Raw genomic sequence first — 16,329 nt, 5'->3', positions numbered from 1 at the left:
AAATCGCGCAGATGTATAAAGCTCGTTGGCAGATCGAGGTATTTTTTCGTTGGATTAAGCAGCATTTAAACATTCCTACGTTGTTTGGGACAACAGAGAACGCCGTTTATGGTCAGTTATTTGCAGCATTGATGGTGTACGTTCTGCTGAAATGGCTGTTTGACTCCGTTTCTGCATCCATATCTCGGCATGTGGAACTCTCCTTTGTCCGATTTACACGTTTATTCGCTCTTCATCTGCTGCCTGCTGAATGGCTTATAAAGATTCAATATATTGTGCAGACACATAACCCCCAGAGGGTTGTTTAGATTACATAATTTGGTTAATCAACAGGCCTGCCGTTATTCAAAAATATAGTCTTGGGGAGCCTATCGGAGTAAAGAGCAACAGCTTGCTGGAGTCCGCCGTTCTGCGTCCTCAGTCTTCAGCGTTCGGGGAAGACGCTTATACTACGCTATTCCATAAAGCCGCTTCGCTTTTTGAATCTTTTGGGAAAAATCATCCTTTTCAAAATGCAAACAAGCGAACGGCATTTACCGCTTTAGTCATTTTCCTTCGGTATAACGGCTATCGGTTTGTGATGGATGTTAAGAAGGCTGAAGATTTTACTGTAGATATGGTGAATCATAAGTTTGCTTTTGAAGAGCTGGTCGAAATTATCAAGCAGCATGCGCTGTGGGTATTGATTCTGAGTAGCAAGCAAAAAAATGGGCCGAGGTGAAATAGAAAATTGTTAAATTATTTAATATAGCCATCCTTAGTAATGTCTACTTTTACATCCATAATTTTATCATGTTCAACTCTTATAGATACCCAAAAATCTTTTTCGCAATTTGGACAACAGACGTATCCATCTCCGAATGCATTTCCGTCGAGTGGTCTTTTCTGGTGCGGAGGCTTACTCTTCCCTATCGCCCATGTTAATGCATCACCCAAGTTATAGGTATCCCAATTCAACAAACCCATTTTAAATTCAGCTTCTGTATTAACAACCGCCCCACATCTGGGACATTCCCCGTTAAATAATAGTAGGTTATACAATCCCAATGTTAAGCTCCTATTCTCTTTCAGGATAATATCGTATTCGAAAGCTTCATAAGCATGTGGCGGTACCCCTAAATGAAAAACGGTCACAAAATGGAATGAATATCCATGTTATGACCATTCTTACACGTATTCTAAGTATTCATGTTACTCAATTGTGATGTCGTACTCCATTATCTTGGCTGTTGTTCGAGCAACTTCCGAACCTAGTAGTCGTTTAACAACGTGGAATGACATATTGATTCCGGCGGAAATTCCACCCGATGTCACAATGTTCCCTTCATCAACGAACTTGACATTCCTCTTTACAGTGACAGCCGGAAACTCATTCTCAAGTCTATCACAGCTGGCCCAATGAGTCGTTGCCATCTTTCCGTTTAGAAGACCTGCCTTCGCCAACAGAAGAGCACCTGTACAAACGGATAGCATCAGTTCAACATTACCCATACGCTGCGAAATCCACTGAATGACTTTCTCGTTGTAAATCTCCTTCTCTCTGGCACCAATTCCACCAGGAATCACCAAAATATCAAAATGTGGCGCATTGTCGAAACTGTAATCCGGCTGCACTTTCAATCCATTACAAGCATGTATCAATTCTCCCGTTTCCGAAACTAGTTTTACGAGAAACGGATTGGATTCCGGAGTATCCATATCTTGATCCGAATATTCAGTAACGGAAAACACTTCAAAGGGACCAGCAAAATCTAGTACCTCAACATCGTTGAAGACAAATATACCTACACTCCACTTCTTTTTCATCATGGTTCACACTCCTAGGTTCTTTTATACTCCATTTTAGTATACAACTGCCTCGATCGCCTAGTAGGGATTCCAGCTTTTTATGTAAACAGGCCTCTTGCTCCAGCCTTAGCCGCCGGCCATCTGGAGCGATCCCATCGCTTGCGGACGGCCGTTTTGCCTTCCCGTCGCGCCCCCTGCTTGCACTATCGAATTATTGCTGTCCTATTTTTGCTCTATTATCAGAACGCGCGACTTCGGTTTATAATGAGTGGCAGAGGGGAGGCCCAATATGGACGATGCACTATTTCAGTCGGTATACGAGACGATTTTGCAGCGCGACACCCGCTACGACGGGCGGTATTATATCGGAATCACATCGACGGGGATCTTTTGCCGGCCTTCGTGCCGCTCCCGCATTCCGAAGCCGGAAAACGTTAAAGTATACGGCAGTATCGAGGAAGCGCTACAGGCGGGATTCCGGGCATGTAAAAGATGCCGTCCGGAACAGCCGGGAGAGCATGGACCGGATGCGCAAATCGCTCATGCCGTGAATGAATTGATCAAGCGTCGCTACTCCGAGCCTTTGACGCTTGGCGACATAGGAGCGGAGCTCAAAATGAGCCCCTACCACTTGCAGCGCGTGTTTAAGCGGGTAACCGGAACGACTCCCTCGAAGCAGTTGCTCCATATCCGTATGGAAGAGGCAAAATGGCTGCTTGCCGCAAGCGAACAGCCGATAACCGATATCGCGGCAGAAGTCGGTTTCCGCAGCCCGTCCCACTTTACATCCGTATTTCACAAGACAGTCGGCTGTACGCCGATGGAATACCGGGAAACCGCCGGGGCCCGTTAAGCCGCTCAAGAAGGAGGCATACCTATGGAAAAAACGACGACCGACGTGTATTGGACAGACCTCAAGCACCCCAAGTTCGGGGATCAGCCGCTCTATCTGGCCGCTACGAAGCAGGGCTTCTGCCGGATTACTTGGCCTAGTGAATCATTCGACACCTTAACTACATGGGTGATTAAACATATTCCGGGCGCCACGTTGATTAACGACCAAGAGCCGTTATCCGAGTACGTCGGGCAGTTGAAGGAGTATTTGGAAGGGACCCGCCAAACGTTCGACCTTCCCCTCGATATGCGCGGTACGAAGTTCCAAACCGCCGTTTGGCAGGCGCTAACCCACATTCCCTATGGCGAAACCCGCAGCTACTCGGACATTGCCGGGGAGGTGGGCAGTCCCGCGGCCGTACGGGCCGTAGGCACGGCGAACGGAGCCAACCCGATCCCCATCGTCGTCCCGTGCCATCGCGTGATCGGCAAAAATTCCGCGCTCACGGGGTTCCGAGGCGGCCTGCAGGTGAAGCAAGAGCTGCTCCGGCTGGAAGGCTTCGAAGACTTTACGCTTAAGGGACATGCCCGATTTCAGTTTTGACTTGCTTACGAATCCGTGCAAACAAAAACTGCTCCCCCTAGCTGGATAGCTTGGAGGAGCAGTTTCCGTTTCCGGTCTATGCTATTCGGCTGGCGGCGTGAAGGTACGCTGCGCCAATTGGGCATCGAGCATATAGAACGCATTGCTATCGTTATCGATACGGCGAAGCTTCTGAATGATGCTGTCGAACGTGGCTTCCTCTTCGACTTGTTCGTCGATGAACCACTTCAAGAAGTTGATCGTCGCATGTTCGCGCTCGTTCCAAGCGATATCCGACAGCTCGTAGATGCGTTTCGTGACGGTTTGCTCATGAGCAAACGCATGTTCGAAAGCATCCAGCAGCGAATTGTACTGATTCCGCGGGTCCTCCATTCCACTGACATGGGCGCGCTTGCCCAGCGTATTAATGAAGTGAAAAATTTTCATGGCATGAAATTTCTCTTCCTCGGCTTGTACGATAAAAAAGTTCGCAAATCCGTCGAAGCTTTCCGACGAGCAGTAGCCAGCCATAGCCAGATACACTTGGGAGGAATAAAATTCGTAGTTCATTTGTTCGTTCAGCTTGGCGAGCAGGTTCTCACTTAGCATCAGGTCACGCCCCTTGTTCGCAGTCTATATTTCCAACACCTGTTCTTAGTATGTTTTAACTCATTCCAAATGTAAAGCAATTTCTGGCACACCTTATTCCCCAAAATAGTGTCCCCTAAATAAAGAAGTTCATAACCTCTTCAAAAGTCAGATTAGTTCACCTCCACCGATCGAATCACGCACTACCGATACGGCGAGTCATTTCTCCCTCAATCTAAATGCTACATCTCCATGAACGCCCGTAACAATCACCAGCAAAACCATACAATATCTTATCCTGCGCAAAGGGGAGGATATTGTGGCTACGTTTATGGCTGCACGGCGAATGAAAAGAAAGATGGCCGCACGCTTATTGAAAAAAAACGGGGTTTACGGGGTCGGAATAGGCTACAGAGATCCCGCGAATCCGAAAAAGGGCGCAGCCGTCATCATCTATACGGATAAGGTTTCTTCCGCGAGCCTAGGTCTCGTTCCATCTATGTTTACCGCCAAAGCGAAGGGCAGCGGAGCCGACGTCCCGATCCGCGTTGTCAAAACGGGAAAAATACGAGCGCACGCAAACTATACCGGTCGGATTCGTCCCGTGCCTCCCGGCTACGGTGTTGGTACTACGAAGGGTTCGGGAAGCGCAGGCCTTATCGTGACGAACCGTTCCAAGGCGGCAAACCGCTATTTGCTGAGCAATAACCACGTGCTGAATCCGAATAATGCAACCCGCACTACGGAAACGCTCCAGCCCGGGGGCGCCGACGGAGGCCGTCCCGGCACGGACCGCATCGGCCGTTTATACAGCTATGTAAAGCTGGAGAAAAACAAAGATAATTTTATAGACGCGGCGCTCTCCGTCCCTACCAACAACCGTCTGCTGAATCCAAACTATCCGACGGTCGGCGCCATTCCCGGCTATGTGACGTCATATCGGGTGGGAGAGCAATTCAAGAAAGTGGGACGCACGACAGGCTTGGTGAACGGGAGGGTGGAGTCGATCGACACCGATATACAAATCGATTACGGCGGCAGTCTGGGGGTTCTTAACTTCAAAAATCAAACGGTGATCCGAGGAACTACCCCCATCTCGCTGGCCGGCGATTCCGGATCGGTATGGCTCAGACGAGCGGACAATTACGCCACGGCCGTCAATTTTGCAGGATCGTTGGACGGCCGTCTTTCCATTGCCTTCCCCGTCCGCTGGGCAATGCAGGCATTCGGTACGAAAGTGGCTCAGGCGAGTGGCGCCAGCAAAGTGAAGCAGGTGACAGCCGCGAAAACCTCCCGCGCCTATGTCCGCAAGCTGCCTGCAAATGTGCTTGCCCGAATCAAGCCCAAAAAAGCTGTAAGACGCTAGCCACCCGCAGCTCTATAACGTAAAAAGCACTGAGCGCCAGGCCAGTGCTTTTTGTTTTAATCCTCGAACGATTCGCCCGATAAGTTTCCATCCAAAATATCGTCAATAATCCCAGCTGCCTTAGCCAGGAATGCTTTCCACTTGAGACCCGGCAGCAAAATCAACTCGTCATGCTCGACATCCAGACTGCCCAGACATTTTTTATCTTTCACCCAGACAATAAAGCCCGTATTCGAGTAATTTTCAATGTCTTTGACCAGATCGATAAATTGCCTGCCTCTCCACTCCAACACTCTGACGTCGAATATCGTTTCGAATTCGATGTATTCGGTCGTTTTGCAATCTTTTAAATCAATCCTTCGATTCTCAATCCCAAGCCATTTGATAATTTCAGCCGGCAAGCCCAGGCGCTTAAGCTCCTTCGCCCGATTATCCATTTCGTGCCAAATTGGAGGTTCAAATTGCTTGATGTACTCCATCAGCTCCGTATGGTTATTCTGTTTGGCATAAGAATACGCCCGGTCGCCGTACTTGTCCTTAATCGTGACGTCGGCGCCGTGCTCAATCAAGTACTTTACGATTTCGAAATGGTTGATTGAAGCAGCCATTTGGACAGGGGTCGTACAATACGGAAACACCTGACTGCGACCGTTAAAGTTGACATCGGCTCCATGCTCTACGAATAATTTGACGAATTCGAATTTTCCGTAATATGCGGCTTTACGAAGGGCATCTCCGCCTGCGTAGGTTCTCATATCGAAGCCCAGCTCAAGCAAGGCACGGACTCCCTTGTGATTGTTGAAGGCAAGGGCCCTTCCCACAGCGGAATTCTTAACATGATCCAAAGCATTTAGATCGGCGCCCGCTTGTATCAATCTTTCAAATAGATCGCGCGTTCCGTAGCGGGCAGCGTAAGTTATTACAGGGTCCTTTTCATCATTTAAATTATCAAATAAGTACTTGTCCAATAAAATCCGGGCCAGAGCCAGCCGTTTGTACTCCAGCGCTTGGTTTAAAATATGGACGGAAAGCGTGCTCCCTTCCGGCAATCCGTGCTTTTCCAATGTGGCCATGACAACCTGGTCCGTATCTTTGCTTTGGATGCAGCTTATAACTTCTTTTTCAAATTCCGTCATGGTAACCTCCTAATCGAATCCAAAACCTCTTGACGACATTGCCGTCATCCTCCGTGAATTCGGACTCAAACCTGCCGCCTTGCTTCAAAATCGTCTTCTCCGAGCCGAGGTTGTGCTTGTCACAGACCAGCAGCACTTGGTCCAATCCCATCGCTTTCGCGATTTGCAGCGTCTGGGCCAGCAGTTCGTTCGCATAGCCCAACCGCCTATAGCTGGGGCGTATGCCATAACCGATATGCCCGCCGCTGTTCAGAAGCTTTTCGTTTAAGCGATGACGAATGTTAACCGCACCTACGACAAGGTTCTCCTCGTTAAGCAGCCAATAGGTCGAATGAGGCACCCCATGAGGATTGCTTACTTTCTCCTCGCTGTCTTCGGCATACAGAAACTCCAGCATCGCTTCAAAATCGCCGGGAGCTTGACGGACAACCCAGGGGACCATACGTTCCCCGCTGTTTATCCAGTCCGCATAGAACGACAAGTACGGCTCCCGGTATTCCATCGAAGGTCTGACTAACCGGACTTTGTTCATCCAAATCCCTCCCGCCTTCGGCATCGAATTGATCTTCGCGGTCTAGTTCGCCTATTTTTCAGTCACAATCTGGTCTATTATAGCTTCTCTCCCTCCTATTGGCAAAGGAGTCGCTACCGCCCGATGAACGCAAAAAAATAAAGAACGAGCTTAAAAACAGCACGACGGTCGCAGAAGATGTGTCCCATATCATGCACTTCGAGACGGTAAAATCAAGCCTCCCAGACTTCTTCCGTTCCCCATCTTAAACCCCTCTCCTAAAATCGTTAGCGTCCACACAACATGTGCTTGACTGCAATATGATATTTTAGAAAATGCACGTGCAAGCAGCAGCAAATCAGCCCATTTGTTCCAAGAGATATTGCCGCTAAAGGTATGATCAAAAGTTGGAGTTGGTGATATCCTGATGATCTATACAGCTCTCGGAGATTCCATTACATTTGGCGAAAATGCCTCCTCTTTGGCAAAGGCATATCCTCAATTGAGCGTGTCCGCTTTAAAATCGGACTCGCGCAAGGTACGCGGGTTTGTTCTGGCGCAGCCCGGTTGGAGCAGCGATGATCTATTGGACGCCGTGATATGGCGGGGAGCCTCCGTAATCAGCCTTTCCTCAGTAGTTTCCGTATGGATTGGCGGGGTGGATTTAGCCAATGTCGCGCTGGCTTCCTTTAGAACCAAGCAGCCGCTAGCTGTACAACACCTTGCAGCCGGATACAAGCGTAATTTAAGCGACATTTTTGCCCGAATAAAAAAAGGAAGCCGGGCCCGGATCGTTTGCTGCACGCAATACAATCCGTTTCCGAACACTCCTCTTGCGGTTGAGGCGATAGGCCGATTGAATCGGACCATCAACGAGCTCGCCCATAGCTGCGATGTCACTGTGGCTCCGGCTCATACGTGGTTTGAAGGAAAACAGGCGGAGCTTCTGTATGGATACCGGAACGGAAGGATTGAAGATGCATTAAGCAGATCGATGCCTATCCACCCGAACGATCGGGGGCACCGGGTGATTGCCACGGGATTGGTCCCGTATCTGATTCCTCGCAAATAGGTGCTCTTCCGTGATGTTTCTCTCTTGGGGAGCAGAACATTCATCATGTACCGGTCTTCACAGAGCGCTCAACGCAAGAAATATCCTGAGTGAGGCAATCATGGCATCAGATCGAAGCGCGGTATGAATCGGCTTGAAGCCTGGAATTCATCTCCCACTTTCATCAAGCTTCGCAAGATTTAGAATTGGGAGACTTCTTTCAGAAGGAAGTTAAAGTTTTGGAGACGAATCGTGGTTGGAAAAAACCACAATTCGTCCCTTATTTATTTCGTCGTAGAATGAGACCAGACTAATCGGCAGGATTAAAAATTGATAACTTATCCAGTTCGACCTTGATATTACGACGAGTAACATCGCCAATCGTAACATCATAAATTCCTTCGCTTAAAGGATACAACCATTCGGTTTTCCCATAAACTACTCCTGAATAGCTAAAGCTATTATCCGTTTTCTTAATTGATACAAAAGGGTTTGTCAGGGGCTTGTCATTACTATCTTTGAACACCAACTTAATAAATCCGCCATAGCCTGCCAAGTTAAAATCGAATGTTTCGTATACACTTGAGGTTACACTTACATTTGATTTTGAATTTTCCACATATCCATTTGCGAAAACCTTCAAGGTGTAAATTCCTGAAGGAACCGAAAGGGCATACTTTCCATAGGCATCCGTTGTTACTATCCATGATTTGTTGTAGGTGCTAGCTATTACCGTAGCATGCTCCACAGGGAGGCCCTCAACACCACGTATCTTGCCTTGAATTACTCTTGTGGTTGGAACAGGGATTGATGGATCAAAAACGGATAACTTATTAAGCTCGAATTTGATATTACGACGAGTAACATCGCCAATGGTAACATCATAATTTCCGGCGCTTAAAGGGTAGACCCATTCATTCTTTCCATAAACTATCCCTGAGTAACTGAAGCTATTATCCGTTTTTTTAATTGATACGAATGGGTTGGTCAAAGGTTTGCCGTTACTATCTTTGAATACGAATTTAGCAAATCCGCCATAGCCCACCAAGTTAAGATCGACCGTTTCGTATACATTTGAGGTTACATTTACATTGGATTTCGAACCTTTCATGTATCCATTGGCAAAAACATTCAAGGTGTAGATTCCTGATGGGACCGTGAGGGTATACTTTCCATAGACATCCGTTGTAACTGTCCATGATTTGTTGTAGGTGCTAGCTGTTACGGTAGCATACTCCACTGGGAGTCCCTCAATACCACTTATCTTGCCTTGAATTACACTTGTAGTTGGAACAGGAATTGATGGATCGAAAACGTATAACTTATTATGCTCGATACTGATATTACGACGAGTAACATCTCCAATCGTAACGTCGTAATTCCCGACACTTAACGGATATACCCATTCGGATTTTCCATAAACCCTCGTTGAGAAACCAGAGAAGCCATTCGTATTTTTAATTGATACAAATGCGTTTGGCAAAGGCTTGCCGTTGGTATCTTTGAACACCAGTTTAATAAAACCGCCACTGCCTACCAAGTTAAAATCAACCGCTTCGTATACACTTGAGGTTACACTTATATTGGATTTCCAGCTTTCTACGTAACCATTTGCTGAAGCCTTTAAGGTGTAGATTCCAGATGGAAGCGAGAGTTCATATCTACCATATACATCCGTCGTTACTGTCCATGATTGGTTGTACGTACTGGCTGTTACCGTGGCATACTCTACAGGAAGTCTCTCAACTCCACTGATCTTGCCTTGAATTATATTTGTTGTTGGCCCAAATATTGATGGATCAAAGACGGTTAACCTATTATGCTCGATACTGATATTACGACGAGTAAAATTGCCAATGGTAACGTCATAATTTCCGACACTTAACGGAGATATCCATTCGGATTTTCCATAAAACCCCGTTGAGAAACCAGAGCCATTATCCGTTTTTTTAATTGACACAACTGCGTTTGGCAAAGGCTTGCCGTTAGTATCTTTGAGCACCAGTTTAATAAAACCGTCAATGCCTACCAAGTTAAAATCAACCGCTTCGTATACACTTGAGGTTACACTTATATTGAATTTCCAGTTTTGCACGTAACCATTCGCGGAGGCCTTTAAGGCGTAGATTCCCGATGGAACCGAAAGGGTATACTTTCCATAGACATCCGTCGTTACTGTCCATGATTGGTTGTACGTACTGGCTGTTACCGTGGCATACTCCACAGGAAGCCCCTCAACTCCACTGATCTTGCCTTGAATTACACTTGTTGTTGGAACAGGGATTGATGGATCGAAAACGTATAACTTATTAGTTTCGATATTGATATTTCGGCGAGTAACATCGCCAATCGTAACGTCATAATTTCCGACACTTAACGGGTATACCCATTCGGATTTTCCATAAGACCCCAATGAGAAACCAGAGCCATCCGTTTTTTTAATTGATACAAATGCGTTTGGCAAAGGCTTGCCATTGGTATCTTTGAACACCAGTTTTATAAACCCGCCGCTGCCTACCAAGTTAAAATCAACTGTTTCGTATACGTTTGAGGTGACATTCACATTGGATTTCCAGCTTTCTACATAACTAATTGCTGAAGCCTTCAAAGTATAGATTCCCGATGGAAGCGAGAGGGCATATCTGCCATATAGATCCGTTGTTACTGTCCACGATTGGTTATACGTGCTTGCTGTTACCGTAGCATACTCCACAGGAAGGCCCTCAACACCACTAATCTTGCCTTGAATTATATTTGTTATTGGCCCAGATATTGATGGATCAAAGACGGATAATCTATTATGTTCGATACTGATATTATGACGAGTAACATTGTCAATGGTAACATCATAAGTTCCGACACTTAACGGATATACCCATTCATTCTTCCCATAAATTGCCGTCGAATAGCTAAAAGTATTATCAGTTTTTTTAATCGATACAAATGGGTAGAGTAAAGGTTTGCCGTTGGTATCTTTCATAACCAACTTAATAAAACCGCCGCTGCCTGCCAAGTTAAAGTCGGCCGTTTCGTATACACTTGAGGTTACACTCACATTGGATTTCCAACTTTCCATGTAACCATTTGCGGAAGCCTTCAAGGTGTAGATTCCCGATGGAACCGAGAGGGCATATCTGCCATATATATCCGTTGTAACCGTCCACGATTGGTTGTACGTGCTCGCTGTTACCGTAGCATACTGCACGGGAAGGCCCTCAATACCATGTACCTTGCCTTGAATTACACCAAATATTGATGGGTCAAAAACAGATAACTTATTCAGTTCGATCTTGATATTACGACGAGTAACGTCACCAATGGTAACATCATAATTTCCGACACTTAACGGATATACCCATTCGGTTTTCCCGTAAACTTCCCCTGAATAAATTAAGCTATTATCTGACTTTTTAATCGATACGAATGGGTTGGTCAAAGGGCTGCCCTTACCATCTTTGAACACCAGTTTAATAAAACCGCCACTGCCTGCCAAGTTAAAATCAACCGTTTCGTATACACTTGAGGTTACACTTATATTGGATTTCCAACTTTCCATGTAACCATTCGCGGAAGCCTTCAAGGTGTAAATTCCCGATGGAACCGAAAGAGCATACTTTCCATAGACATCCGTCGTTACTGTCCATGATTGGTTATATGCACTAGCTGTTACCGTAGCATACTCCACGGGAAGGCCCTCAATGCCTTGTACCTTGCCTTGAATTACAGCAAATATTGATGGGTCAAAAACGGATAACTTATTCAGTTCGACCTTGAAATTACGACGAGTAGCGTCGCCAATGGTAACATCATAAGTTCCAGCGCTTAACGGGTATACCCATTCGGTTTTGCCGAACACTGCCCCCGAATAACTGAAATTACTATCCGTTTTTTTAATCGATACGAATGGATTTTTCAAAGGCTTGCCGCTGCTATCTTTGAATACCAATTTAACAAACCCGCCGTAACCTGCCAAGTTAAAATCGACTGCTTCGTATACACTTGAGCTTACGGTTACGTTTGACTTCGAGCTTTCCATATATCCATTTGCAAAAACCTTCATGGTGTAGACTCCCGATGGAACCGAGAGGGTATACTTTCCATAAACATCCGTTGTTACTGTCCATGATTGATTGGATGTGCTGGCTGTTACCGTAGCATGCTCTACAGGGAGGCCCTCGACACCACTTACCTTGCCTTGAATTACACTCGGTGTCGGAGCAGGGATTGACGGATCAAAAACATATAACTTATTAAGTTCAACACCAATATTACGACGAGTAACATCGCCAATGGTAACATCATAATTTCCGACACTTAAAGGATGCACCCATTCGGTTTTCCCATAAACTAGCCCTGAATAACTAAAGCTATTATCCGTTTTCTTAATTGATACATAGGGATTTGACAGAGGCTTGCCGCTGCTATCTTTCAACGCCAACTTAATAAATCCGCCATAGCCTGCCAAGTTAAAATCGACCGTCTGGTATACATTTGAGGTACCATTTACGTTTGATTTCGTACTTTCCCTGTATCCATTTGCAAAAACCTTCATGTTGTAGGTTCCCGTTGGAACCGAGAGGGCATACTTTCCATATGTATCCGTTGTTACCGTCCATGATTCGTTGTATGTGCTGGCTGTTACCGTAGCATACTCTACGGGCATTCCTTCGATGCCATATACAGAACCGGTAACCAGGCGGGAGATAGGTTGATCATCATTTGGGAAGCTTACTTGGACCGGATTGGTCTTATATTCAAGTGTCCCATCACCTAATTGTCCCGAGTCGTTGCTGCCCCATGCCCACACCGTTCCATCTTTTTTAATTGCTAAACTATGCGGAAAACTATTTGTTCCTGAAATAAAAACGACATCATTTATCGTTATTGGTGTAATAATTAACTCACCAAAGATCATGTTGTCTCTAACCGACAAAACGGTTCCATCAGCTTTTAATGCAACCCCATTCGATATAGCTACAATATTGTTTAGATTCGGAATTTGTGAAGGTTTTGGAACATGGTTCCTCCAATACCATACTGTTCCGTCGGATTTTAGTGCAAGTGTTATAAAATCTGGGGCGTTCGCGATGGCTTTTACATTTTCTATCCCCCAAATTTGTTTTGGAGTGGTTTGGTAACCGTCAATTGAATATCCCCCCCACTCCCAAAGCGTTCCGTCTGACCTGACTGCCCTTGAATCTCCATACCCCCCTGCGATTGCAGTAACATCTGATAATTCCTTCACTTGAACCGGGGTAAATCTAGTAACAGTAGTTCCATCACCTAATTCACCGCCCGAATTAAGGCCCCAAGTCCATACTGTCCCATCAGATTTCAAAGCAAGCGAATGATGGCTTCCTGCTGATATGGAAATTACATCATGTAAACCAACTACTTGTGTAGGTGTAGATTTATAAATATTAGTTCCATCACCTAGTTGTCCCTCAGCATTATTACCCCAAGACCATACCGTACCATCTGATCTTAATGCAAGTTGAAAACTATTCGAACCACCGACAACTTTCGTTATTTTGTTCAGGGATGGGATTTTTACAGGACTCTTAGCGAAGCTGGGGTAACCTACCATTTCACCCTTATCATTCAAGCCGTACCCCCACCCCCATACGGTCCCATCCGCTTTAACTGCATATGACCTTCCTGAGTCAGCTGTAACATGGATGAATTTAGACTTTGAATTGGAGGTACTGTCAGTTGAAGCATACGCAAAATTCGAGATAAAAAGCATCGCCATAAGCAACATTGAAAGTTGCAAGATCGTAAACCTAAACCTTTTTAGTACTCTGTACATGTCGCTGTCATCCTTTCTAGGTGGTTGTGATGAATCTCCTTGTGCTCGCTCTCATTTGGAACAACCGCGTACAAAACTGATTTTATTACTCTATTATCTAGTCACATCCCTTTTAAAAAAATTTCTACAGCATAGGAAAATGGTCCCAATTCGAATTATACTTGAAACATCTAGGAATGTCATGGAAATATAGGTTGAAAGTGAGAAATCGAATGATGAAAAGAAGCCATCTATTAAGCCGATTTGCATTCTACCGTTTAGTAGTATATACCATATTATAGAACACATACTTCTACTAGGAGAGGATACAATGACAGCCCAACAACAAGCCGCAATGCAATCTATGATTGACTGGTTATCGGATGAACGCGAGCTCGGCCGAAAACCCAGCAAAATTGAAATCGCAGGAGAATTTGATTTGCATGACATGCATTACTACATATTCAAGTACAAAAAAACATTGCTCGGAAAATGGCTCCTTGGCGTCTGCGGAGGCTACGAAGATCCGTCGGATACGGAGCATTGCGGCCATATATTCAGCGAGATGCAGCCCTATGACCCAGCCACTGCGAAACAGGAAGCGATTGTTATGGTCGAAATGATCCGCGAGTACTGGATGAAGCAGGCTGCCGCTATTGAGGCTGCACAAACACAAGAAAGCGATGCGGAGTCTCAGGACGGTTCATCCGAGTCCGGCAATTTTGTCGGGTTCGTTCTGCTGAACTCTTCAGAGTGCGATCTTGATCAGGTAAAGGAGAACCTTCTGCAGGATTGGAATATCTCTTGTTCACCGGCGGAGGGAGAAGGCCCCCCTGAGGAAGAAAAAGAAGGAATCCTTGTCTTTGAAGTGGATGGCTTCACTGCAGCCTTAAGCCTTGTCGATGCTCCTGTGCCAGACGGAGAGGCAGAGCATTACGCGCAGGGCAACTACCTCTGGCAGGAGGCCGAGGAGATTACCAAGACCCATGTGGCGCAAATTATTGTGGCTGTATTTACCCGCTCCGGCTCCCCGCTGGACAGCGGCGGTCTGTACACTAAGCTGGCGGCCAGCTGCTTGAAGCTTCCCAATGCTATCGGGCTTTACTCATCCGGTACTGTGTTTCAACCGGAGTTTTTTCTGGAAATGGCCGAAATGATGAAGTCTGATGACAGTTTTCCTTTATTGAATCTGGTTTACTTTGGTCTGGTCGGAACCGAAACAGGAATGAATGGGTATACCCACGGGCTGAAATCCTTCGGCAAAGATGAAATCGAAGTGCTGGACAGTCAGGCCTCTCCTGCCGAGCTTCGTGATTTTCTGATTGACATTTCCGGTTATATTGTTGAACAAAACGTAACTTTAAGAGACGGAGAAACGATCGGCTTTACCGCAGAACAAAAGCTGCCGATTACCCGTTCCGAAGGCGTATATGTCGACGGAGAGAGTCTTAAAATCAAGTTCTAATCCCTCCCCCTGGCGAGGGAAAGTATCGCAACCGTCCATTTGAGCTGCTCCCAAGCGAGACATACTCACAATGACATTCTTAACGCGGATTCTTCCCTTTACGCTTTTCTCTAAAAACAAAAGCACCGACCATTAGGTCGATGCTTTTGTTTTTTTATGGAGACGAGCCGTGGCTAGGTAAATCCACAATTCGCCGCCGCGTGTTGCTGAAGTTATCTGAGGAGGTAACATAGCTCACACCCGTGCTGCCACCGTCAATTCTTTGGAATCAATCACCAATCCAGCAGTTTGGATGAAATCAAAGCCCAGAATACCGTCGATCTCCATACCGTAATTCATTTCTCCAATCTCCACTTCAAAGCCTTCCAGAGAAGTTCCGCCTGTCCTCACAAAGTCAAAAAACTTGGAGTACACAACTTCTACTCCTCCTACACCCCTAATCTTGTTCAGAACATCCCCAGGCTCAACCTTAACCCCGATACCATCCACTACGTCGGCGCTGAATATCGTTCCCGCCGAACCAGTATCAAGCAAAACATGCTTCAAGTGAAGTTCTTCTCCCCGGTAACAAATCGTAACTTCCACAAATGGTAGCCCGTATTTCACTTCGATATTCATCTGGGCCCTCTTACCCCTGCCCATTTCTCGCGGAGCTTCAACGTTTCACGAGATGTGTGAAAAAAGCCATACTCCCGATAAGGCTGCTTCCGATGCAGTTCATAATAGCGCTTCATTGCCACTGAGGAATCGCCAAAACGATCAATAAGTGCCACTTCTTCAATGTACCAATAGCCGTCTTCTGAATGAGACTTCAAAGCCTCACAGACTACCCACTCATCTGGAAACTGCTCTCTAACCTCTTCCCAACGCACTCTCGTCACCTCCGAAAGGTACTACTTTCTTTACATTAAGTATAACATATAAAAAAGCCCAACCATAAAAACAATTGGTCAGGCTAGAGCCATTTTGAATCCCCGCCCAACATTTAACAGTTGTTATTTGGACAAGGATTGATTTTCCGAACCGTCGTTTGCCACAGTTTGCTATTCATGGTTTTCATTCGGCCCCGCCTTTGCTCGTTTATTAGCCTTCACAATACTCATGCCTGAATAGACAATCCTTCTCCAAAATGGCATGAAACGCTTCAATGTGCATTTTTGTTCGGTGTTTTCGGTGGTATTCGTTCATTCCCCACCTGAAGTTGCAGACACAGGTCTCT

15 protein-coding genes are annotated in these 16,329 nt (G+C 45.9%); 7 read left to right on the top strand and 8 right to left on the bottom strand.

All coding sequences use genetic code 11. From position 1 onward, the window contains the following. Positions 1–308, top strand: a 308-nt coding sequence (locus BLO51_RS31075; RefSeq protein WP_143006986.1) for a transposase, incomplete at its 5' end; no start/stop codon positions are given. A 5-nt stretch (positions 309–313) separates the two neighbouring features. After that, a complete protein-coding gene (locus BLO51_RS25185) occupies positions 314–721 on the top strand; it encodes a type II toxin-antitoxin system death-on-curing family toxin (protein ID WP_090676226.1) in 408 nt (135 codons plus the stop codon). 17 nt (positions 722–738) lie between these two features. Here BLO51_RS25185 and BLO51_RS25180 read toward each other — a convergent pair whose 3' ends face one another. Then, positions 739–1,047: a hypothetical protein gene (locus tag BLO51_RS25180; protein WP_090676225.1), complete on the bottom strand. Its 309-nt coding sequence runs from the start codon at positions 1,045–1,047 to the stop codon at positions 739–741. Positions 1,048–1,191: 144 nt separating this feature from the next. Next, positions 1,192–1,806, bottom strand: a complete 615-nt coding sequence (locus tag BLO51_RS25175; RefSeq protein WP_090676228.1) for a DJ-1/PfpI family protein — start codon at positions 1,804–1,806, stop codon at positions 1,192–1,194. Between the two features lie 271 nt (positions 1,807–2,077). On the opposite strand from BLO51_RS25175, the gene BLO51_RS25170 reads away from it, so the two are divergent. Together BLO51_RS25170 and BLO51_RS25165 are read left to right on the top strand one after the other, a co-directional pair. Then, entirely contained in the window at positions 2,078–2,641 is a 564-nt protein-coding gene (locus tag BLO51_RS25170; RefSeq protein WP_090676224.1) for a bifunctional transcriptional activator/DNA repair enzyme AdaA, read from the top strand. 24 nt (positions 2,642–2,665) lie between these two features. Further along, a complete protein-coding gene (locus tag BLO51_RS25165) occupies positions 2,666–3,226 on the top strand; it encodes a methylated-DNA--[protein]-cysteine S-methyltransferase (protein WP_090676222.1) in 561 nt (186 codons plus the stop codon). An 81-nt stretch (positions 3,227–3,307) separates the two neighbouring features. Here the strand turns inward: BLO51_RS25165 and BLO51_RS25160 are convergent, their stop codons facing one another. Further along, a complete protein-coding gene (locus BLO51_RS25160) occupies positions 3,308–3,814 on the bottom strand; it encodes a ferritin (protein WP_090676220.1) in 507 nt (168 codons plus the stop codon). 295 nt (positions 3,815–4,109) lie between these two features. Here BLO51_RS25160 and BLO51_RS25155 point away from each other — a divergent pair, with 295 nt between their 5' ends. Beyond that, a complete protein-coding gene (locus BLO51_RS25155; protein ID WP_090676219.1) occupies positions 4,110–5,159 on the top strand; it encodes a hypothetical protein in 1,050 nt (349 codons plus the stop codon). A gap of 56 nt (positions 5,160–5,215) precedes the next feature. On the opposite strand, the gene BLO51_RS25150 is transcribed toward BLO51_RS25155, so the two are convergent. Further along, positions 5,216–6,295, bottom strand: a complete 1,080-nt coding sequence (locus tag BLO51_RS25150) for an ankyrin repeat domain-containing protein (RefSeq protein ID WP_090676217.1) — start codon at positions 6,293–6,295, stop codon at positions 5,216–5,218. Next, positions 6,282–6,827, bottom strand: a complete 546-nt coding sequence (locus BLO51_RS25145) for a GNAT family N-acetyltransferase (protein ID WP_090676216.1) — start codon at positions 6,825–6,827, stop codon at positions 6,282–6,284. The genes BLO51_RS25150 and BLO51_RS25145 overlap by 14 nt, the downstream gene beginning before the upstream one ends. A gap of 406 nt (positions 6,828–7,233) precedes the next feature. Here BLO51_RS25145 and BLO51_RS25140 point away from each other — a divergent pair, with 406 nt between their 5' ends. Beyond that, positions 7,234–7,878, top strand: coding sequence for an SGNH/GDSL hydrolase family protein (locus BLO51_RS25140; protein ID WP_090676214.1), 645 nt, complete (start codon positions 7,234–7,236; stop codon positions 7,876–7,878). Positions 7,879–8,167: 289 nt separating this feature from the next. Here BLO51_RS25140 and BLO51_RS25135 read toward each other — a convergent pair whose 3' ends face one another. Then, positions 8,168–13,666: a carboxypeptidase regulatory-like domain-containing protein gene (locus BLO51_RS25135; RefSeq protein ID WP_090676213.1), complete on the bottom strand. Its 5,499-nt coding sequence runs from the start codon at positions 13,664–13,666 to the stop codon at positions 8,168–8,170. A gap of 310 nt (positions 13,667–13,976) precedes the next feature. Here BLO51_RS25135 and BLO51_RS25130 point away from each other — a divergent pair, with 310 nt between their 5' ends. After that, on the top strand, positions 13,977–15,110 hold the full coding sequence (locus tag BLO51_RS25130; RefSeq protein WP_090676211.1) for a DUF4261 domain-containing protein: 1,134 nt from the start codon (positions 13,977–13,979) through the stop codon (positions 15,108–15,110). Positions 15,111–15,344: 234 nt separating this feature from the next. On the opposite strand, the gene BLO51_RS25125 is transcribed toward BLO51_RS25130, so the two are convergent. Together BLO51_RS25125 and BLO51_RS25120 are read right to left on the bottom strand one after the other, a co-directional pair. After that, the gene (locus tag BLO51_RS25125) at positions 15,345–15,728 is read right to left on the bottom strand and encodes a retropepsin-like aspartic protease (protein ID WP_090676209.1); all 384 of its coding nucleotides are present in this window, start codon (positions 15,726–15,728) and stop codon (positions 15,345–15,347) included. Then, a complete protein-coding gene (locus tag BLO51_RS25120) occupies positions 15,725–15,982 on the bottom strand; it encodes a hypothetical protein (RefSeq protein ID WP_090676208.1) in 258 nt (85 codons plus the stop codon). The genes BLO51_RS25125 and BLO51_RS25120 overlap by 4 nt, the downstream gene beginning before the upstream one ends. Positions 15,983–16,329 lie beyond the last annotated feature (347 nt).

It is taken from the genome of Paenibacillus tianmuensis, from assembly GCF_900100345.1.
Taxonomy (GTDB): domain Bacteria; phylum Bacillota; class Bacilli; order Paenibacillales; family NBRC-103111; genus Paenibacillus_G; species Paenibacillus_G tianmuensis.
This window is presented reverse-complemented; position numbering and strand designations above follow the sequence as displayed.